This is a genomic window from Streptococcus sp. 27098_8_109, from assembly GCF_041432295.1.
GTDB lineage: Bacteria > Bacillota > Bacilli > Lactobacillales > Streptococcaceae > Streptococcus.
Window position 1 is genome coordinate 13,723 of record NZ_JAPVZJ010000011.1, and the last position, 14,981, is coordinate 28,703.

28 protein-coding genes are annotated in these 14,981 nt (G+C 39.8%); all 28 read right to left on the bottom strand.

Going from position 1 to position 14,981, the window contains the following annotated elements; translation table 11 throughout:
* Positions 1-4 precede the first annotated feature (4 nt).
* Positions 5-280: a hypothetical protein gene (locus O3664_RS05565; protein ID WP_050243014.1), complete on the bottom strand. Its 276-nt coding sequence runs from the start codon at positions 278-280 to the stop codon at positions 5-7.
* A gap of 5 nt (positions 281-285) precedes the next feature.
* Positions 286-843, bottom strand: coding sequence for a hypothetical protein (locus O3664_RS05570; RefSeq protein ID WP_033687736.1), 558 nt, complete (start codon positions 841-843; stop codon positions 286-288).
* Positions 844-924: 81 nt separating this feature from the next.
* The gene (locus tag O3664_RS05575) at positions 925-1,260 is read right to left on the bottom strand and encodes a hypothetical protein (RefSeq protein WP_000571659.1); all 336 of its coding nucleotides are present in this window, start codon (positions 1,258-1,260) and stop codon (positions 925-927) included.
* Positions 1,257-1,493 carry a hypothetical protein gene (locus O3664_RS05580; RefSeq protein ID WP_371613738.1) on the bottom strand — a complete coding sequence of 79 codons (237 nt, stop codon included), beginning with the start codon at positions 1,491-1,493 and terminating at the stop codon, positions 1,257-1,259. Before O3664_RS05580 ends, O3664_RS05575 begins: the two co-directional genes overlap by 4 nt.
* A complete protein-coding gene (locus tag O3664_RS05585) occupies positions 1,486-1,824 on the bottom strand; it encodes a hypothetical protein (RefSeq protein ID WP_261084697.1) in 339 nt (112 codons plus the stop codon). The genes O3664_RS05580 and O3664_RS05585 overlap by 8 nt, the downstream gene beginning before the upstream one ends.
* Positions 1,769-2,209, bottom strand: coding sequence for a phage Gp19/Gp15/Gp42 family protein (locus tag O3664_RS05590; RefSeq protein ID WP_261084708.1), 441 nt, complete (start codon positions 2,207-2,209; stop codon positions 1,769-1,771). Before O3664_RS05590 ends, O3664_RS05585 begins: the two co-directional genes overlap by 56 nt.
* Before the next feature lie 3 nt (positions 2,210-2,212).
* Positions 2,213-2,425 (bottom strand): HeH/LEM domain-containing protein, encoded by a 213-nt coding sequence (locus tag O3664_RS05595; RefSeq protein ID WP_371613739.1) that lies wholly within the window; start codon positions 2,423-2,425, stop codon positions 2,213-2,215.
* 5 nt (positions 2,426-2,430) lie between these two features.
* Positions 2,431-3,327 carry a phage major capsid protein gene (locus O3664_RS05600; RefSeq protein WP_371613740.1) on the bottom strand — a complete coding sequence of 299 codons (897 nt, stop codon included), beginning with the start codon at positions 3,325-3,327 and terminating at the stop codon, positions 2,431-2,433.
* Between the two features lie 6 nt (positions 3,328-3,333).
* Positions 3,334-3,798, bottom strand: coding sequence for a DUF4355 domain-containing protein (locus O3664_RS05605; protein ID WP_371613741.1), 465 nt, complete (start codon positions 3,796-3,798; stop codon positions 3,334-3,336).
* Between the two features lie 82 nt (positions 3,799-3,880).
* Entirely contained in the window at positions 3,881-5,293 is a 1,413-nt protein-coding gene (locus tag O3664_RS05610) for a terminase (RefSeq protein ID WP_371613742.1), read from the bottom strand.
* A 50-nt stretch (positions 5,294-5,343) separates the two neighbouring features.
* A complete protein-coding gene (locus O3664_RS05615; RefSeq protein WP_371613743.1) occupies positions 5,344-5,574 on the bottom strand; it encodes a hypothetical protein in 231 nt (76 codons plus the stop codon).
* 52 nt (positions 5,575-5,626) lie between these two features.
* The gene (locus O3664_RS05620; protein WP_125443106.1) at positions 5,627-5,866 is read right to left on the bottom strand and encodes a hypothetical protein; all 240 of its coding nucleotides are present in this window, start codon (positions 5,864-5,866) and stop codon (positions 5,627-5,629) included.
* Positions 5,856-7,247, bottom strand: coding sequence for a hypothetical protein (locus O3664_RS05625; protein ID WP_261084757.1), 1,392 nt, complete (start codon positions 7,245-7,247; stop codon positions 5,856-5,858). The genes O3664_RS05620 and O3664_RS05625 overlap by 11 nt, the downstream gene beginning before the upstream one ends.
* A complete protein-coding gene (locus O3664_RS05630) occupies positions 7,201-8,505 on the bottom strand; it encodes a hypothetical protein (RefSeq protein ID WP_261084767.1) in 1,305 nt (434 codons plus the stop codon). The genes O3664_RS05625 and O3664_RS05630 overlap by 47 nt, the downstream gene beginning before the upstream one ends.
* Before the next feature lie 190 nt (positions 8,506-8,695).
* Positions 8,696-9,040, bottom strand: coding sequence for an HNH endonuclease (locus O3664_RS05635; RefSeq protein WP_050228905.1), 345 nt, complete (start codon positions 9,038-9,040; stop codon positions 8,696-8,698).
* 235 nt (positions 9,041-9,275) lie between these two features.
* On the bottom strand, positions 9,276-9,842 hold the full coding sequence (locus tag O3664_RS05640) for a site-specific integrase (RefSeq protein ID WP_371613744.1): 567 nt from the start codon (positions 9,840-9,842) through the stop codon (positions 9,276-9,278).
* Positions 9,843-10,131: 289 nt separating this feature from the next.
* Positions 10,132-10,560, bottom strand: coding sequence for an ArpU family phage packaging/lysis transcriptional regulator (locus O3664_RS05645; protein ID WP_371613745.1), 429 nt, complete (start codon positions 10,558-10,560; stop codon positions 10,132-10,134).
* Positions 10,561-10,634: 74 nt separating this feature from the next.
* On the bottom strand, positions 10,635-11,018 hold the full coding sequence (locus O3664_RS05650) for a helix-turn-helix domain-containing protein (protein WP_371613746.1): 384 nt from the start codon (positions 11,016-11,018) through the stop codon (positions 10,635-10,637).
* The gene (locus O3664_RS05655) at positions 11,008-11,187 is read right to left on the bottom strand and encodes a hypothetical protein (RefSeq protein ID WP_000005958.1); all 180 of its coding nucleotides are present in this window, start codon (positions 11,185-11,187) and stop codon (positions 11,008-11,010) included. Before O3664_RS05655 ends, O3664_RS05650 begins: the two co-directional genes overlap by 11 nt.
* Positions 11,180-11,416: a DUF3310 domain-containing protein gene (locus O3664_RS05660; protein ID WP_371613747.1), complete on the bottom strand. Its 237-nt coding sequence runs from the start codon at positions 11,414-11,416 to the stop codon at positions 11,180-11,182. Before O3664_RS05660 ends, O3664_RS05655 begins: the two co-directional genes overlap by 8 nt.
* Entirely contained in the window at positions 11,416-11,817 is a 402-nt protein-coding gene (locus O3664_RS05665; RefSeq protein ID WP_371613748.1) for a YopX family protein, read from the bottom strand. The genes O3664_RS05660 and O3664_RS05665 overlap by 1 nt, the downstream gene beginning before the upstream one ends.
* Before the next feature lie 11 nt (positions 11,818-11,828).
* On the bottom strand, positions 11,829-12,107 hold the full coding sequence (locus O3664_RS05670; RefSeq protein WP_371613749.1) for a hypothetical protein: 279 nt from the start codon (positions 12,105-12,107) through the stop codon (positions 11,829-11,831).
* Between the two features lies 1 nt (position 12,108).
* Complete coding sequence (locus O3664_RS05675) at positions 12,109-12,597, bottom strand: MazG-like family protein (RefSeq protein ID WP_371613750.1); 489 nt, start codon at positions 12,595-12,597, stop codon at positions 12,109-12,111.
* A 45-nt stretch (positions 12,598-12,642) separates the two neighbouring features.
* A complete protein-coding gene (locus tag O3664_RS05680) occupies positions 12,643-13,392 on the bottom strand; it encodes a site-specific DNA-methyltransferase (RefSeq protein WP_371613751.1) in 750 nt (249 codons plus the stop codon).
* Position 13,393: 1 nt separating this feature from the next.
* A complete protein-coding gene (locus tag O3664_RS05685; RefSeq protein ID WP_371613752.1) occupies positions 13,394-13,654 on the bottom strand; it encodes a DUF1372 family protein in 261 nt (86 codons plus the stop codon).
* 2 nt (positions 13,655-13,656) lie between these two features.
* Positions 13,657-14,010: a hypothetical protein gene (locus O3664_RS05690; RefSeq protein WP_371613753.1), complete on the bottom strand. Its 354-nt coding sequence runs from the start codon at positions 14,008-14,010 to the stop codon at positions 13,657-13,659.
* Positions 14,010-14,483 carry a class I SAM-dependent methyltransferase gene (locus O3664_RS05695; RefSeq protein ID WP_371613754.1) on the bottom strand — a complete coding sequence of 158 codons (474 nt, stop codon included), beginning with the start codon at positions 14,481-14,483 and terminating at the stop codon, positions 14,010-14,012. The genes O3664_RS05690 and O3664_RS05695 overlap by 1 nt, the downstream gene beginning before the upstream one ends.
* Positions 14,483-14,980: a DUF1642 domain-containing protein gene (locus O3664_RS05700; RefSeq protein ID WP_371613755.1), complete on the bottom strand. Its 498-nt coding sequence runs from the start codon at positions 14,978-14,980 to the stop codon at positions 14,483-14,485. The genes O3664_RS05695 and O3664_RS05700 overlap by 1 nt, the downstream gene beginning before the upstream one ends.
* Position 14,981 lies beyond the last annotated feature (1 nt).

Genomic DNA, 14,981 nt, shown 5'->3' on the forward strand with positions numbered 1-14,981 from the left:
AGGACTAGGATTTTTTTAAGCCGTTAACGGATTCAAAAACACTCTTGATTTCATCTGCCATTTTATCATTTGGCACGATGCCATCTTCTTCTCTTAGATGGTCTTTAAAAGCCTTGGCTTGCTCATCTCCAAATAAAAGTTTTACAACTTTAGGAAAGACTTGGCCTTGTCCTTCGTCAACTTCACCAATCAACTCTAACAATTCATAGTTGTTTAAACGGCGCTCAGAAATTTCGAATTTAAAACCTGACTTCGTTTCCCCTTTGAATGTTTTACTCATTTATTTTACGCTCCTTGAATGTATTTGTAATGTGTATTTCCTTGGTCGTCTGGTAAAGCGGTAATAGTTAGTTCATAACCAATTGGCTCACCATCCTTGTAGCTAACTTCTCCAATTTCGCTCACCTTGCCACGAGGAATGACGATACGTTGGAAGTTTTTGTTTTTTAGGAGAATATCAATTACCAATGAGTGCTCTGGTAATTCGTTTGAATTTGCCTTAACAGTAATCCCGGTCGATAAAGTTCCTGTAACATTATCTGCACCATAAGCTTCTTTAAGGACTTCTACATTAAGACTTTCAATTAACTTAAATTTAAAGGTATCTTTCTTTTCGGTCTGAGAAGACAAGACTGTTTGTCCACCCCAGGCTTTGACTTCTTCACTTTCTGGTGAGTTTTCATTAGTGATACCGTCTTCCGAGATATATCCTAACGATTTAAATGCTGGATTTAAATCTGATTTTGAATCAGTTGGTAATAATGTACCTAGTGGTGCACTTGCAATTGCTCCACTTGCTTTCGGCTTTGCAGCCGTTACATTTGATGCTGATGCAGTCGTCATTTTCTTTCCTCCTGTTGATTCTGCATTTGGTGTTCTTACTTCTGTCGCTTCTAATTCTGGCGCCAAAACTACACCTCCTTTTTAAAAATAATTGATGTCATATACCGCTTGATAGCGATATTGCTTCGTTTCCGTGTCTGTAAAGTTGTAGTCACTATTGTGATGCACACCGCTAACTTCGTTAACCGTGATGAGATCCTCAACTACTTTCTTGACTTTCTCATTTAACTCAGCAGCCTTTTGTAAGGACGGCGCATAACTCTGAAAAGCGAATGTAGCGGAATGAACGTAGTCACTTCCACCACTTCCCGTCTTCTCAAGGATGACATAACTCTCAGGCATATTCGGTTTGTGTTCAAAAAAAGACGGAACATCTAACTGTCCGTCTAAAAATTTCTTTATAACTAATTCGATCATCTCATAGCCTTCAGTAAAATATTATGTTTTTTATTTCTGACCATGCTCTTGATGTCAGTCGTACTAACTTTTGCATTGGCACGCTTCTGCCCTGACGATACGGTCAATTCAAAACCCTCACCAGCTCGGTTCGCAATTCCTTGCCCCTTTTCTCTCAAAATACCCTGCATTTCGGAAGAACGTAGCAAAGAAGACACGCCAGCTGGATTTAATTGGAATTTCATATCACTCATAAACTTCGACCATTACCTTTCTATTCCAAGACAATGGAATCATTGACTCAATCCCCTCTTGAGGAAGGCCGATTGTCCGCCATTTTCGACCAAAAAACTTTACCTCACGATTTTCCCACTTATTAGTATCCCCTTTAGGAATACCAAGTGTATATTCCGCCTTTTTCCCAGTCAAGTTCATTTGATTGATGACGTCCTCTGATGAAGTTGGCGCTACCAATACATTTTGAACCTCAATCTCAACATCACGATAGATTGGATGACCGAAATCATCGTTACCAGTTTCTACCTTGTCCACTAAAATGACAGGGATTCCTTTTAGGTAGGTCATAAATTTCAATCGCTCCATATCGTTGTTTTTTCTTCAAACCAAGCCTTTTAAGTTCGGTGTCTTTAATAAAGAGACCGCCTCCAGGAACAAGGTAAGAGCCACTAAACGAATAACCCAAAGCACTCTCAGATACCTGAGTCATCGGTTCATGGTCCGTTGAGGTCATTAAGGTCCGTGCCACGATATCGACCGTGACAGACTTGGCAACACTAGCGAATGACACGCTTTCCGCCACCATATCGTCAAGGTCTTTACCGACTTTTTCAGCTTCAACTCGCAAAGAATTAGATACAACTTCCAAAAGAGCCTCAGCCCTTGCACGCTCATCAAATTTCAACGAGCGCCACAACAATTCCAAGTCTTCAATCTTTGCAAAATTTCCCATAGCTTAACCCTTGTTTTCCTCGTACAAGGCTGCCAAATCGGATTTTTTCAGACTTTTATCGTAATCAATGCCCAATTCATCCAAACTAGACTTCAATTCCGCTACGGTCATATCTCCTCCGCTTGGTGCCGTATCTTCCACAGGCACCCAATCTCCGCCAAGAACACTCTCAGCGGAGATAATCACGCCCGTTTTCGTATCACGGTATAAAGCCATAAAACTTACGCTTTCACACGAGCGAAGGCATCTTCATCAAGGATACCCCAACCGATAAAGGCTTCCGCACGCAAACAGATTTCATTGTAGGCTTTAAGGTCCCGACCAGCACCATCAGGATCACCGAATTCAATGATTTCCATCGGGATATTTTCAGCATAACCCCATTTGAAGCGGTTTTGGAAATCCCCTACAATAGCGTGGTCTGTTTCAGCAGTACCACCAGTGACAGTAAGATTCTTGTTGATATCTGATTTCATGCCGTAGAATGAATCAGGATTTTGACCAAAGCGGAACTCAGGATATTGAACAACACCGTTAACCTTAATTTTAGCCAAGTTTTGACCTGCCGTTGGTGACAAGGCGATACCTGTCACTTCCCCACCTTTTGCTACAATTGTTTGAACTGCAGTATCAATGTTGTCATCAATATGCGCTTCATCATAATTTACAATATTCCCAGTAATCAATCCGTCAAATGAGTTGGTCGCACGGAAAGAAGCATCTGTCATTGTTTTTGGTTCCAAACCGTGAAGAGCAGCAAGGTCAAAGGCTTCTGCAATCTTCTTAGCGAATCCGTCCATATATGCTGACAAGAAGCTCATTTGTTTTTCTTCAGAAGCATATTTAAACTCATCTGTGATACGAGCCTGGTAAACGAATTTAAGTGGTTTGATTACTTTGGAAGTGATTTTAGCTTTACCAGCTTGTTTTTGTTCTCCCTCACCAACAATTTGAGCGTTTCCTTCAAGGTTGAAGATGAATTGTTCTACTCCATTAAATGGAATAGGTGTTTGAGATGAAAGTTTTGCAAGAACAGAACGTCCTTGCACTTTACTAATCAATTCTTTTACTAGTTCTGGTTTAAAAAGTGTTCCAGCTTTCATTGCATTATCTGCCATAATTTTCTATTCTCCTTTTGGTTGTAAATCTCGAAGCATCTGCTTCATTTGCATAGTTTTGTCATCACCCATAGCAGGCTCAGTATCTCTTAACGGTGCTTGAGGCGTCGCTGGACGCATAAAACCAGCTAGACGCTCAGCGTCAGCCCTCAATGCTTCTTCGTCAGCACCTTGAAGACGGTCAGCCAAGTCATAAGGCAAGCCATTTTGTAAAGCGATACGAGTTCGCAAGCTAGCAGTTTCATAATTGCTCACTTGCCCCTGCAATTCAGTAATTTGAGCGTCTAATTCTGCTCTAGTTTGCTTGTCATCTTCAACAGTAGACTTCAAAGCACTGTTTTCAGATTCCAGTTCTGAAACACGTTTCTTGAGATCATCATAATCACCGAATTTTTCACGCTCACGTCTGATACGTTCCTTCACGATGTTATCTAGTTCTTCCTGTGTTTCAATCGTTTTAAATTCAGACATCTTCATGTCTCCTTTCTCCTGCTTTCCCGGCAGTTCGGTAATTTTTTAGGCATCAAAAAAAGCAGTCTCTCAACTGCTCCTCTTAATAACTGATTTTTTGCTTTTTCTTAGGCTTAGTTGTCACACAAGCCCAATGCGCAAGCAAGGCGCTATCCATCAAAGAAATATCCATATCCGCAAAATGTGAGCGATAGCCAAAACCACCGTTTGAACCAATATTCCGCTTCTCACAGTTTGTTGTGATTTTCTTCAAAGACGGTTGACCAGCATGGCACAAGGTCTTTTGATAAATCCCCTGTTCCCACATCGAGTTAGCCACGATGATTTCCTTAACCGTAGGCAATATCACGCTCTTCATGCGTTCCTTTTTCAACTCTTCATCAAGGATTTTCTGACCGCTTGCCCCATCGACTACGATAGTAGCCACATCGGCACGCTTGACAAAATCCAAAATCCAGTCATTTCCGTTACGGACTGACTGACAGTCAATCGTCTCAACAAAAATCCGCTCATCTACCGTACGAACAGCAATACTTAAGGCCACATTCGCGCCATCTTGCCCATATTTGACTCCGACAAACAACTTACCTGACAAATCAGGCATAGAGTCAACACACAACTCATTCCATTCCGTTTCCGAAATAGCAGATTTCTGGTTGTATTCAGGCCAATAACCCAAACGTTGCACGTTATGGTCTAACTTATCGTCACCAAGCTCAGCTTCTATCTTCCGCTCATTCAAATGGTAGCCCATAGAGGGATTGGAGTTATACCAGGCTTCGACATCATCAATCTCTGTTTCCTCAGAGACCGACCATTCCGCCCAACCAGAGTATTTTCCTTTACCAAACAGGCAAGTCTTACGGTAGTTTGTGAATACCGTCCCGTTTGAAACTGGTGTTGGAGGTGTTCCACACATAATAGTGATAGGATTGCTACTATCCGTTACCGTATATTTCAAGGCCGATTCCTGCTCAGTCGTATATTCCTGAGCCTCATCGATTACAAGAAGGTCAAAACCTTCCCCTAAACCACCGTTTGAGGTTCTGGTACGGAATTGTACAATCCCACCGCCGTCAAATAGTTCAATCCGCTCTTGTCCCTTGGCTCGTATAGAGCTAAAGTGCTCACCGTCCACATACCCCATTTTTTCAAGATAACGTTTTACCTTTTCAAAAGAGGAATGAGAGGTGGATATTCTATGAGCCGTGTGTAGGATGTTTAGTCCATTATGCAGGCCCCAAAGTTCAAAAAGGTACAAGAGTTCAGACTTCCCATTACGACGAGGGATAGAGTAGCCAAATTTTTGATGAACCCACAAACCATCCTTGTCAACCGCCATGATGGATGTCAACAGATTGACTTGCCAAGCATAGCAAGAAAGACCCGTCCGCTCGTAGATTTCTACCGCTTCTTTTGCCTTAGAATTTTTCTTGACGTATTTTAAAATTACCGATTGAGTAGGATTCTGATTGCCAAGTTTCTTTCTAGCCATCCACTGCTCCTTTCAATCGTACCGCATGATAACCCTATCGCTGGGATGATTTAATTGATCACGTTCAAAATATAGTTTTTAGCAACCTCCAGCATTCCCAATGCCTGCAAACTACTATCCCAGCTATAGCCAAGATTTATCTCACCATCTTTATCCAAAGAAACTACCAATACCGAAGTATAGTCATGACTAGCTTCAAGATTCTCCTTCAAAATTTCTTTCACGGAAGCACCACGCTCCAGACTAGACTTTTTCTCTGAAAAATCAATCATGTTTCCCATTGTTACTCCTTTCTAAGCATAATAAAAGCACCCTTACGAGTGCTCTAACATATTATTTTCTATCTGAAAAGTAATCTTCCCAAAATGGATTTTCTTTATCAAAGATTTCAATCTCCTCAAAAGTCATGTTTTGAGGATAATCTTCAAAAAGGTTATAGAACTTCTTTTTATCAAATGTGATAAGCATCAATCCTTTGGCATACCATGAAGTATCAACCCACCAGATTTTATCATCATCGTTTTCCTTGTAACAATACTCTGACCAGTTCACTTCTTCGTAATCACTTTTCATGCCCTTCAATACCTTTCATTTGTTTAGATTCAGCTGTGTTAAGGAAACTCAATATGTTATGAAATTCAGGATTGTCTTTTAATGAATTTACATCAATAAGATAGCTATCTACATCATATTTACGTCCCCTTACAGCATGAGATTTCTGAGCCTTAAATCTTTTTTTCAAAACAGTGTTATCAAACGGTTTAAACCCATTTACAATTTTTGATTGAAGCTCCAAATATTCAACTAGATTATCATTCTTCCTAATGATTGCAGCATGCCTACCTGTTGCCAAGTAGTATTCATTACCGTTTTCTACATTTTCCAACAATTCCTTTGTAGCTTTGAAATCATTTGTGTTTTTTGCGACATGCATCTTAACACCTGGTAGGTTTCCAATCATATTGATTCTGCTATTCCTAGAAAAGAAATCGCAACTCTCTCCACCTCTAAAATCTAGAACAGTATATCCACCTTTATTCCCTATATAAGCGAATGCGGCTGATGAACAAGAACCTTTTGTCTTATCTCCACCACTAATCGCTTGAATAATTTCTTCTTCGGTTAATCTTTTCGGACTTTTTTGAATAGGGTTTGAAGGTATCCCTATCTTAAGTGCAAGTTTTCTAACTTCACTAATTTGAGATTGCACTCCGATGTTCTTTCTTGCTTCTATTTTATCACTTTTGTCACTTTTACTCCATGTCTTACTCCAAACATTTTGGACCTTACCACTTTTAGGATCATAATCAACAGTGCATCTACAACGTTGGTGTCTTCGATAAATATCCTTTGGAACTCTTGGATATTTATAAGTACCTTGAACTTCCTGACACCATTCACAGCAGTGATAAGCAGATTTTCTTACAATCTCAGGTTGTAAACCAGATTTATGATGAAATTCCGCATTTTTTTGGATAGTATCATCAATTATTGACTGAGTAAAGTTCACAACAGGCTCTTCTAACAGCCAACTAACATCATCAAAACTTTCCTCACTAGCTAAACGATTGACCAGGCCATCAATTCGGTCTTGATTGAGTTCAGGAACCTGAGCAGCTAACCCGATTTTAGCCTCAGTGTTCAAATTTTTCTGAACTTGCTCAGCATAATCACTCACAAGCTCATGATTTCGCCCCAGAACGTCCGTCAGCACGCGCTGAGCGATATTGTAATACATTTTTCCGTCTGGTAGTGTTTCGTTCGTCAGAGAGGCTCCCAGAGCCTTAGAAAGTATCTCCCCAATTTCAATAGCATATTGATTAGCGTCCAAATAACTTGCTTTGCTATGATGCAGTTTAGACAGCAAGTCTTTCAAGACCTCACTGTCCAACCTAGCACCTTCAAACTCAGACTTGATTTTCTTGAGCAGGCTCGGAACGATATCCTCCACCATCTGCAACCTCCTTCACTACTGGAGCAGGCTTGTCTGACCCTTTGATTCCAGTCAAGTCACGGATGGTTTCAGCATCCATATAGCCAGGCACCGCTTGATTCAGTTTGATAACACCGTCACCAATCAAAGTCAACATGTTAGCGTCCGCCTCAAACAAAGGCTCCCACTTCACGACCGTCTTATTAAACTGCTTTCGCAAATATGGAAACTCATCACGTAAGCAAGTAGCCACATAAGCCACATTCAGCAGACCAGAACCCAGAGAGCGCTGAGCTTTCCGCCCAGCTAACCGCAAGTTTTCATGACTAGCCTTGATAGCTTCAACAGATGACGGATTGTCAGACACAAACCCAAGATCATCCAAGGTCAATCCCATCTCCCCAGCAAATCCAGCTGCTGCAGTCCGTAACTGCTCAGTAAAAGGAGACATACTTGACGTGGTGAATTGTCCCACGTTCGGCTTGTCCCCTTCATCATCTTTCGTAAACGTCAGCAAGCTAGACACAGTCGCTTTCCAAGTATCAATCGCCTCAGCATCTTGACTCAATCCCAATACATACTTTTGAGGGAATGAATAGAACTCAGCAGTCACATCTGACCGCTCAAGCGTTCGTTTAGCATATCTCTGATAATACATCCCAGCCCGAGTAATTCGTGAACGACCAAACGGACGGACAGCATCAGGTCTATGAATGACTGGTACCAGCAAAGGAACACCCGTTGGATTTCCGATTGCAAACGGCTGACCATCTTTCGGATAGAACCAAGTCACATCACTTGTGAAATAAGCCTCAAGCAAAGCATATCCATTATCATCTCGTTTCAAGACTGCATATCCCTCTGTCAGCAGGCCAGTGATAGGATCTAGAACACCAGTCGCATTACTTGCTTCGATAACCTGCAACCGAGGAGCGTCATCGTCATCTCCTTGCGAGATGTAGACAAAACAACACGACCCAATCAAAGCTGAAAGGATCGCGCTGTCAAAGAATACATCTGGATTGTTCTGAGCAAAGATTTCATTCGCCCCAAATTCGTCATTGGCAAACTCACGAAAGACCAAACGGTCTGCTAGACTGTCAACACCTTTAGCAGCCCAACCTAATACCGCCCTATATTGTTGCCTGATTTGAGGTGGTATCGTAATACCAACATCTATGTCATTGTGTTGCATAGCATACTGATTGTATCTAGTATCTACACCCATTTTATAGTTGGCTAACTTCTTCCTGAGATAACCCATACCTTTCAATGTCATTTTATACAACTACCTTTCATTTCCCGCGAGAAAAAATGTACAGTGACGGTGTGAAGCCCTGAAGCACCGAGGGGGAGGGGGTCATCCCCCCCACCTTGGCAGGAACACTCGTCCTTTTTCAATCTCTGTCTAATTATTTTTTAAAACAAGGTCTATTTATTTTTTTAAATACTTACTGATGGTTTTAGTATTAACTCTTATACTTAAACCAATCTGTACTTTGTGGTAAGTTCCTATTACCAATGACCTTTGTTCCATTTGTCTTCTCATCAGCGTATAGCTTGTCTGACTTCTGTCTATTGCATTGCCAGTGCGCCAATTGCAAGTTAGCAATGTCAGATGGATGCCCGTTCTTATTTACTGGAACGATATGGTCAATGACTGGACTTAATGGATGAGGATATCTCAGGTCTTTGTCTACAGGCTGGCCACATATCCCACAAGTGTTTCTTGTCTTTAAGATAATCTTCTTGTTCTTCTCAAAGGCTACCCTATGTGGTCCACTACGGTCCGCTCGGAGGGGGTTGGTATTCATCTAGGGAGGGGGTCCTTTCTTTTTAGGGTAGGGGGGATTGGTATTCTCAAATATACCCCCTCGGTATCTTTCAAAGCAGGGGTGTTTTTAGTGTACCCACCCCCTCTTATATTTAACATATCTTATATTTTGTGACTTTCGAGAGAACATGCTTTAACTCAGTCTAGACAATGGTTCAGCCACATTTCTAATTTATTGAATTTACCGTTTCTCAATATGATAAATAGGTGTGTTTTTAATACGAAAAAGTAAGCATACTTTCATCTATTTCATCTTGATTATAACCTATATAGTCCAATGTTATATCTGGTGCAGAGTGATTGAGTATCTGCATTAAGATAGCTATATTACCATTCTGTTTGTAGTGATGGTACCCAAATGTTTTTCTCATCGAGTGAGTACCAATGTGTTCAAGTCCAGAATGATTTGCTGCATCATTTAAAAATTGATACACAGCTACTCTTCCTATGTGTTTAATTCTAAGTCCGTCGCCCCTAACTTTCTTCCTGCTCGGAAAGAGGTAGTCGTAACTTTCAAGATTATTTTCTTTTATGTAACGGTTTAGGGCTTTTCTTAACTCTGGGTTAACTGCGAACCTTCTTATCTTCCCTGTCTTTTTCTCTTTTATTTCAATTCTATCTTGAGTGACATGTTTTACTTGAAGAGGAACAATATCGCTTACTCGTAGACCTGAGTATATCCCGAACAAAAATAAAATATAGTTTCGTTCACTCTTAGATTTTAAATAATTCTTCATTCGTTCGATATCATCTAGATCACGAATTGGTTCTACTTTCTTCATGTACCTCTCCTTTCTACAGAAAAAGCCACTGATCGTGGCATTGAATATGACAGTAGCTGGAATTGAACCAGCTGGTCTAACAGTAAAACGCACGTTTGGTAAAAGTTTCAAGGAGACCCAAACAACCTGCTAACCTGTCCTTACTGTCTAAGAGGCCGAAGCCTCTATATCTTTTAGGAGTCCTCATGACTGTTCGTTGCCCAATCATTGGATAATACTATTTTAGCACCTTTTTCCGCTCCAATTCTCCCAAGATTTTCCCAGATTTTTCCCAAGATTTTCCCAGAAATCACTTGTAGACCAAAAGGTTACTTGCTTGATAGGACTCCGCAAACTCTAATAGAGCTTTGTTCAAGATCCGATAATACTCACTAGATGAATAGCCTAGCTCTGAATAAATGCTGTAGTCTTCCCTCCTCTTTTTTCTGCAATATCGTTCAACAAGAATACGTGTGTATTCCAAATCTGAAAGATTGTTGATTGCTTTTGCGATTAGTTCTAGGTCCTGCTGAGCTGATACTCTACGCACGACCATGCTTTCTACCTGCTTACTTGTCTTGCCACTTGATGATCTTGGTTCAAGCGAGTAGGATATTGTTATTTTGGGGGCGTATTCTTCTCCAGCTATCCGTCTCAGGCGACTGTATTTTTTAAGGACTTTGATAGCTTCCTTTCTGGTTTTCTTTTCATCGATGATATCCAATAATTCTATTTGCACACGAACTCCTCCTCATGATATAATAGTGTTAATGATTTGTTGCTATGAGGGTCAGCCGTGTGCTGGCTCTTTTTTTATATCTCGATTCCAAAGAACGTACAGATATCTTCCAATGCGCATTTAGAAATACTACTGCCTGTTTCCCACTTGGCTATCGTATCTCTGTGATACCCTAATTTAATAGCCAAATCACTTTGAGTCAATCCCATCTCACATCGCTTTCTTTTTAGCGTTTCGGCAAAAGAATTTGTCTTTTTTCTCAAAAACATATGAGGGTCAAGATTCAATTTTTCGCAAATAACAAACATATCTCCATCTTGCGGTTGTGCTTTTCCGCTTTCCCAATGACAAATAGTTTCTGGGGTAACTCCAAAAATTTTAGCAGCCTCAATTTTCTTTAGACCCTTGGCTTTTCTCCACAATTTGATCTGTTCCGAAAAATATTTCCTATCCTTCATCATCTACCTCAATCTTTACGACAGCCCTACCATTTGGGTTTCTTCTTTGTGTGGATGCAAAAGTGTAATACTTCAACATCCTTTCAGCAATTCCTGTTTCTTTGCTGATCTCCGCAAGTGTCCCCATAGTAATGAATGTGTCGCCTTCGTACAATGCGTACTCACTCATGCTCCATCTCCTCAATCAACCAGTCAAGATTTTTGCGTGCTTTCTTCAGGTCTTCAAGACCGTTTTTCTCTTTGTAGCGAAGTAAATACTCGACTGCACTGCACCAGTGATGTGCTTCCATTTCAGACTTGCCTTTGATGAAATTAGCTGTAACATCCTTTACTTCGAGACCATGAGTCCCGATGTAGTGGCTTGGTTTGTTTATGTTGTCTTTGATTTCTGGGTTCATTATTTATCCTCCAAAAGCTCCTGGTTCTCATATACGTTGCCGATGATTTCTCTATCGCTAACCACATTGCACAATCGTTCAAAATTATTGTATCGAATCAAGCTATTTACAAACATTCCTAAATCTTCTCTATATTCGATAATTCCGTTTAACAAACCATCTTTTGTACCAAGAATATCTTTCTCATATATCTCCCGTAAATTTTTGTCAAACATCCCTGTGAAACGTCCTACTGATTCTATATTTACAGGACACCAAGAACCTATAGTAATGTATTGTTCGTTAGCTTCTACCACTTCGTTGATAATAAATGCTCTTCCTCTATCTTCAATTAAATGTCCGTATTGCCATTCTCCTTTGCTATTTTCGTCAATGGATAACCCTCTAAATTTTGGTATCATGCTAACACTCCTTAAATAAACAAACTAGCTAACCATATCAAAAATGCACATGTAATGATTTTTGAAATACTGCTCTTTACCTCATACGAATAATCCTCTTCAGATTCTTTTTTGCTAGATAACACAGGCCAGATGAAAGATAGTAGTGCATCCATCCCTAAAGCTTGCCAGACTGTAATTTTACCAACTGGAACAATCGTTGTGATAATCTCATTCCATCCATACTGAACTACAAATGGCGATACAACGATTACAAATATCGCCCCAATAAAAATTCCTAGTTTTTTCATTTTATAAATCCTCCTCTTTTACAAACACCCCATCAATCCAACGACCTTTTCGGTCTTTAATTTCGTTGTAAGCCAGTTCAAAACATTCTTCAAAATCATAACCGAGAGCATTGCTGATTGATTTTAGATAACCGATTGATCGTACTAGGTTATATAGACAATATTTTTTTTGCCGTGAACCATGACGTAATTGAAAATTACAAATGTTAACATTTAGCCATTTTAAATTTTTCATCACATCTTTGCTTTCTGCGAACTCTGATTCCTCAAAAATCTTATGCACATCCTCTTTTATTAACAAGGCCAGACCGACAATCACGACTGCGCAATCTCCGATGCTGTCCTTGGTCAGCTTCTCATTCTTCTTGAGATAGCCTGCGCATAACTCGCCGAACTCTTCGCTGAGTTTTAATGACTGCTTGTCTAACCGTCCACCGTTTTCTAAATCACGGTCAATAAACCATTGTTTAACATTTTGTAGTGTGTTCATTCTTTTTCTCCTAAAAAATCAAAAATTGTAGTCTGATATAGTGGTCTAGAATAGACTGGTTTGAAAGGTTGAGAGCATCTGCTCCTGCGCCTTTTGGTAAAAATCCTTTTTTATTTCAAAGCCATAGGCTGACCGTCCCATTTCGATTGCAGCCCTCAAAGTTGAGCCACTTCCAGCTACTGGGTCAATAACAACATCGTCTGGATCAGTAAATATTTCAATCAACCGTTTTAAAACTGGTATAGGTTTCTGCGTCGGATGAATCGTGGGATAGTTACTATCTTTCTCCCAAGGAGCATGATTTAATACCATTGACCCACTATTGTTGAATTTCGGTAACTTGTCACGATATAAGACAGTCGCCTCTTCAACAGCGCCAACAATCTTCATGTTGGCTTTTAAAACTTGTGGACTTGATTTCTTTGTAAAATAAAGCGGATAAGCGTTATTAAATCCATGTTTTTTACCACATTCAATAACCATTTCTCGCTGTTGCCAAGCGTGGAATACAATCATAGCTGGCGCTTTCCCCTTTTCCTTAGGTTCTTTTTTGAGTAACCTAGAACAGAAATCGAAAAAATTATTAATCTTGAAATCATTGTCCGTATCGAAAAATGATTTTCCTGCCAGTTTACTCTCGCCGTTTTTATTATCTCCATCCTTGTACCAACGGGGGTCCGAAGCATACGCATTATTGCCTAAATTATAAGGGATATCAGCGATAATTAACTGCGCCCTTGGAATCTGATACCTTTTAGCATTTTCAAAATGATCGTTGTATAACTCGCATTTCATTTTAAATCATCACCTCATCCCCAACTTTCACTTTCTCATACACGTCCTTCGTAACCACGAACACCCCGTAATCACGAATTGTAAGCGTGTATAGCTTACCGTACCGTCCTTTCTCGACGACTTTACCGAAAATCTCAGCGCCTACGTTGTCTGTCTTATAGACAACTATCGGCTTCTTCTCTTCCAAATCTCGAATCCTGTCCATCTGCCAGATGTTCAATCCAGCAGATAGCAGAATCCATATTGCTATAAATCGTTTCATGTTCACTCCCTGTAATTATTGTAAATTTCAATAGCTGGAATTGATTCGTTATCAATAGCAGAAGTAATTATTAGCTCGTTTCCAACTTTTTCCCGAAATTCTAGCAACTCCTCTATCGAATTGATTTCGATAAAATGCCCCTCTGCACCGTTCGGGAATTCTCTTTGTATTCGACCTTTAGACATTTTATGATTAACTCCTTTAGAAAGCCAAGTGCCTTCCATCCAAGATAATCGCTTATCAAATTCTTCAAAGCTCGAAAAAACCCTAACTTCTATTTTTGTGTATTTTTTAATCACGGCGTTAGGGATTTGATTTTCAACCCACCCGCTTGTGCTTGTTAGTAAAAATTCCATCACTCCACCTCCTCAAATTTCATAAACGTCATCCAATGTGTAGTACCTCTTTGTTGCCCAAATAATGGTTTAAAAGGTACAGATTTAAGAATTTCTTTAACGTTGATTTGACAATCAGACCATTTAAAAACTAGAGTACCTCCAACTTTTAGAACTCTCATACATTCTTCAAAACCCTTGGCTAAATCTTCCGACCAGGTAACTTTATCCAGCTGGCCATATTGTGATCGCATAATTGAGTTTTGACCTGCCCATTTTAAATGTGGCGGATCAAATACTACTAGATTAAATGTTTCATCATCGAATGGCATATCACGAAAATCTCCGACAACGTCAGGGTTTACGTTTACCTTTTTCCCATATATTTCAAATTTTTCTTGTCTGATGTCCATGAAAGTTGTATGGCTCTCATTTTTATCAAACCAAAACATACGACTGCCACAACAAGCGTCTAGTATTCGTATATCTTCCATCACTCCACCTCCTCCATCTCAATTCCTGGGCAGTCGAGCACCCAGCTAAAATCAGAATATTCTAGTTCCTTTCGTGTAAATGTTTTGTTATTTTTCCAATTGTTGTAAAAATGGAATCCAACCTCTGTTTCGTTTAAATAGTCATTTGTATTTTTTAACTTGACTCTGTATTTTGTTTCTTTCTCAGCCTCATAGTCAGTCAACCACGCACGAGCGAAGAGGTCTTGGTTGTTTTTGTCATTAAGCCATTTCTTCACGAATTCGCTTTTTTTAGCGTAGAGATGGATTGTGTTACTATCTAGTGCACTACTCAAGCTAAAATTATTTAAAAGTTGGCATTTAAAAATCCAGTCCTCTATATACTCCGGAACTTTGACTTTTTCTGGTTTGTTTAACTTCTCGTATTCTAGGATAAGTTTTTTTGCGCCTTGATAAGAGTAAATATGTCCAAGTTCACGCATTCTTTCGATTAAATCTGTTATTTGTTTTTCGTTCATC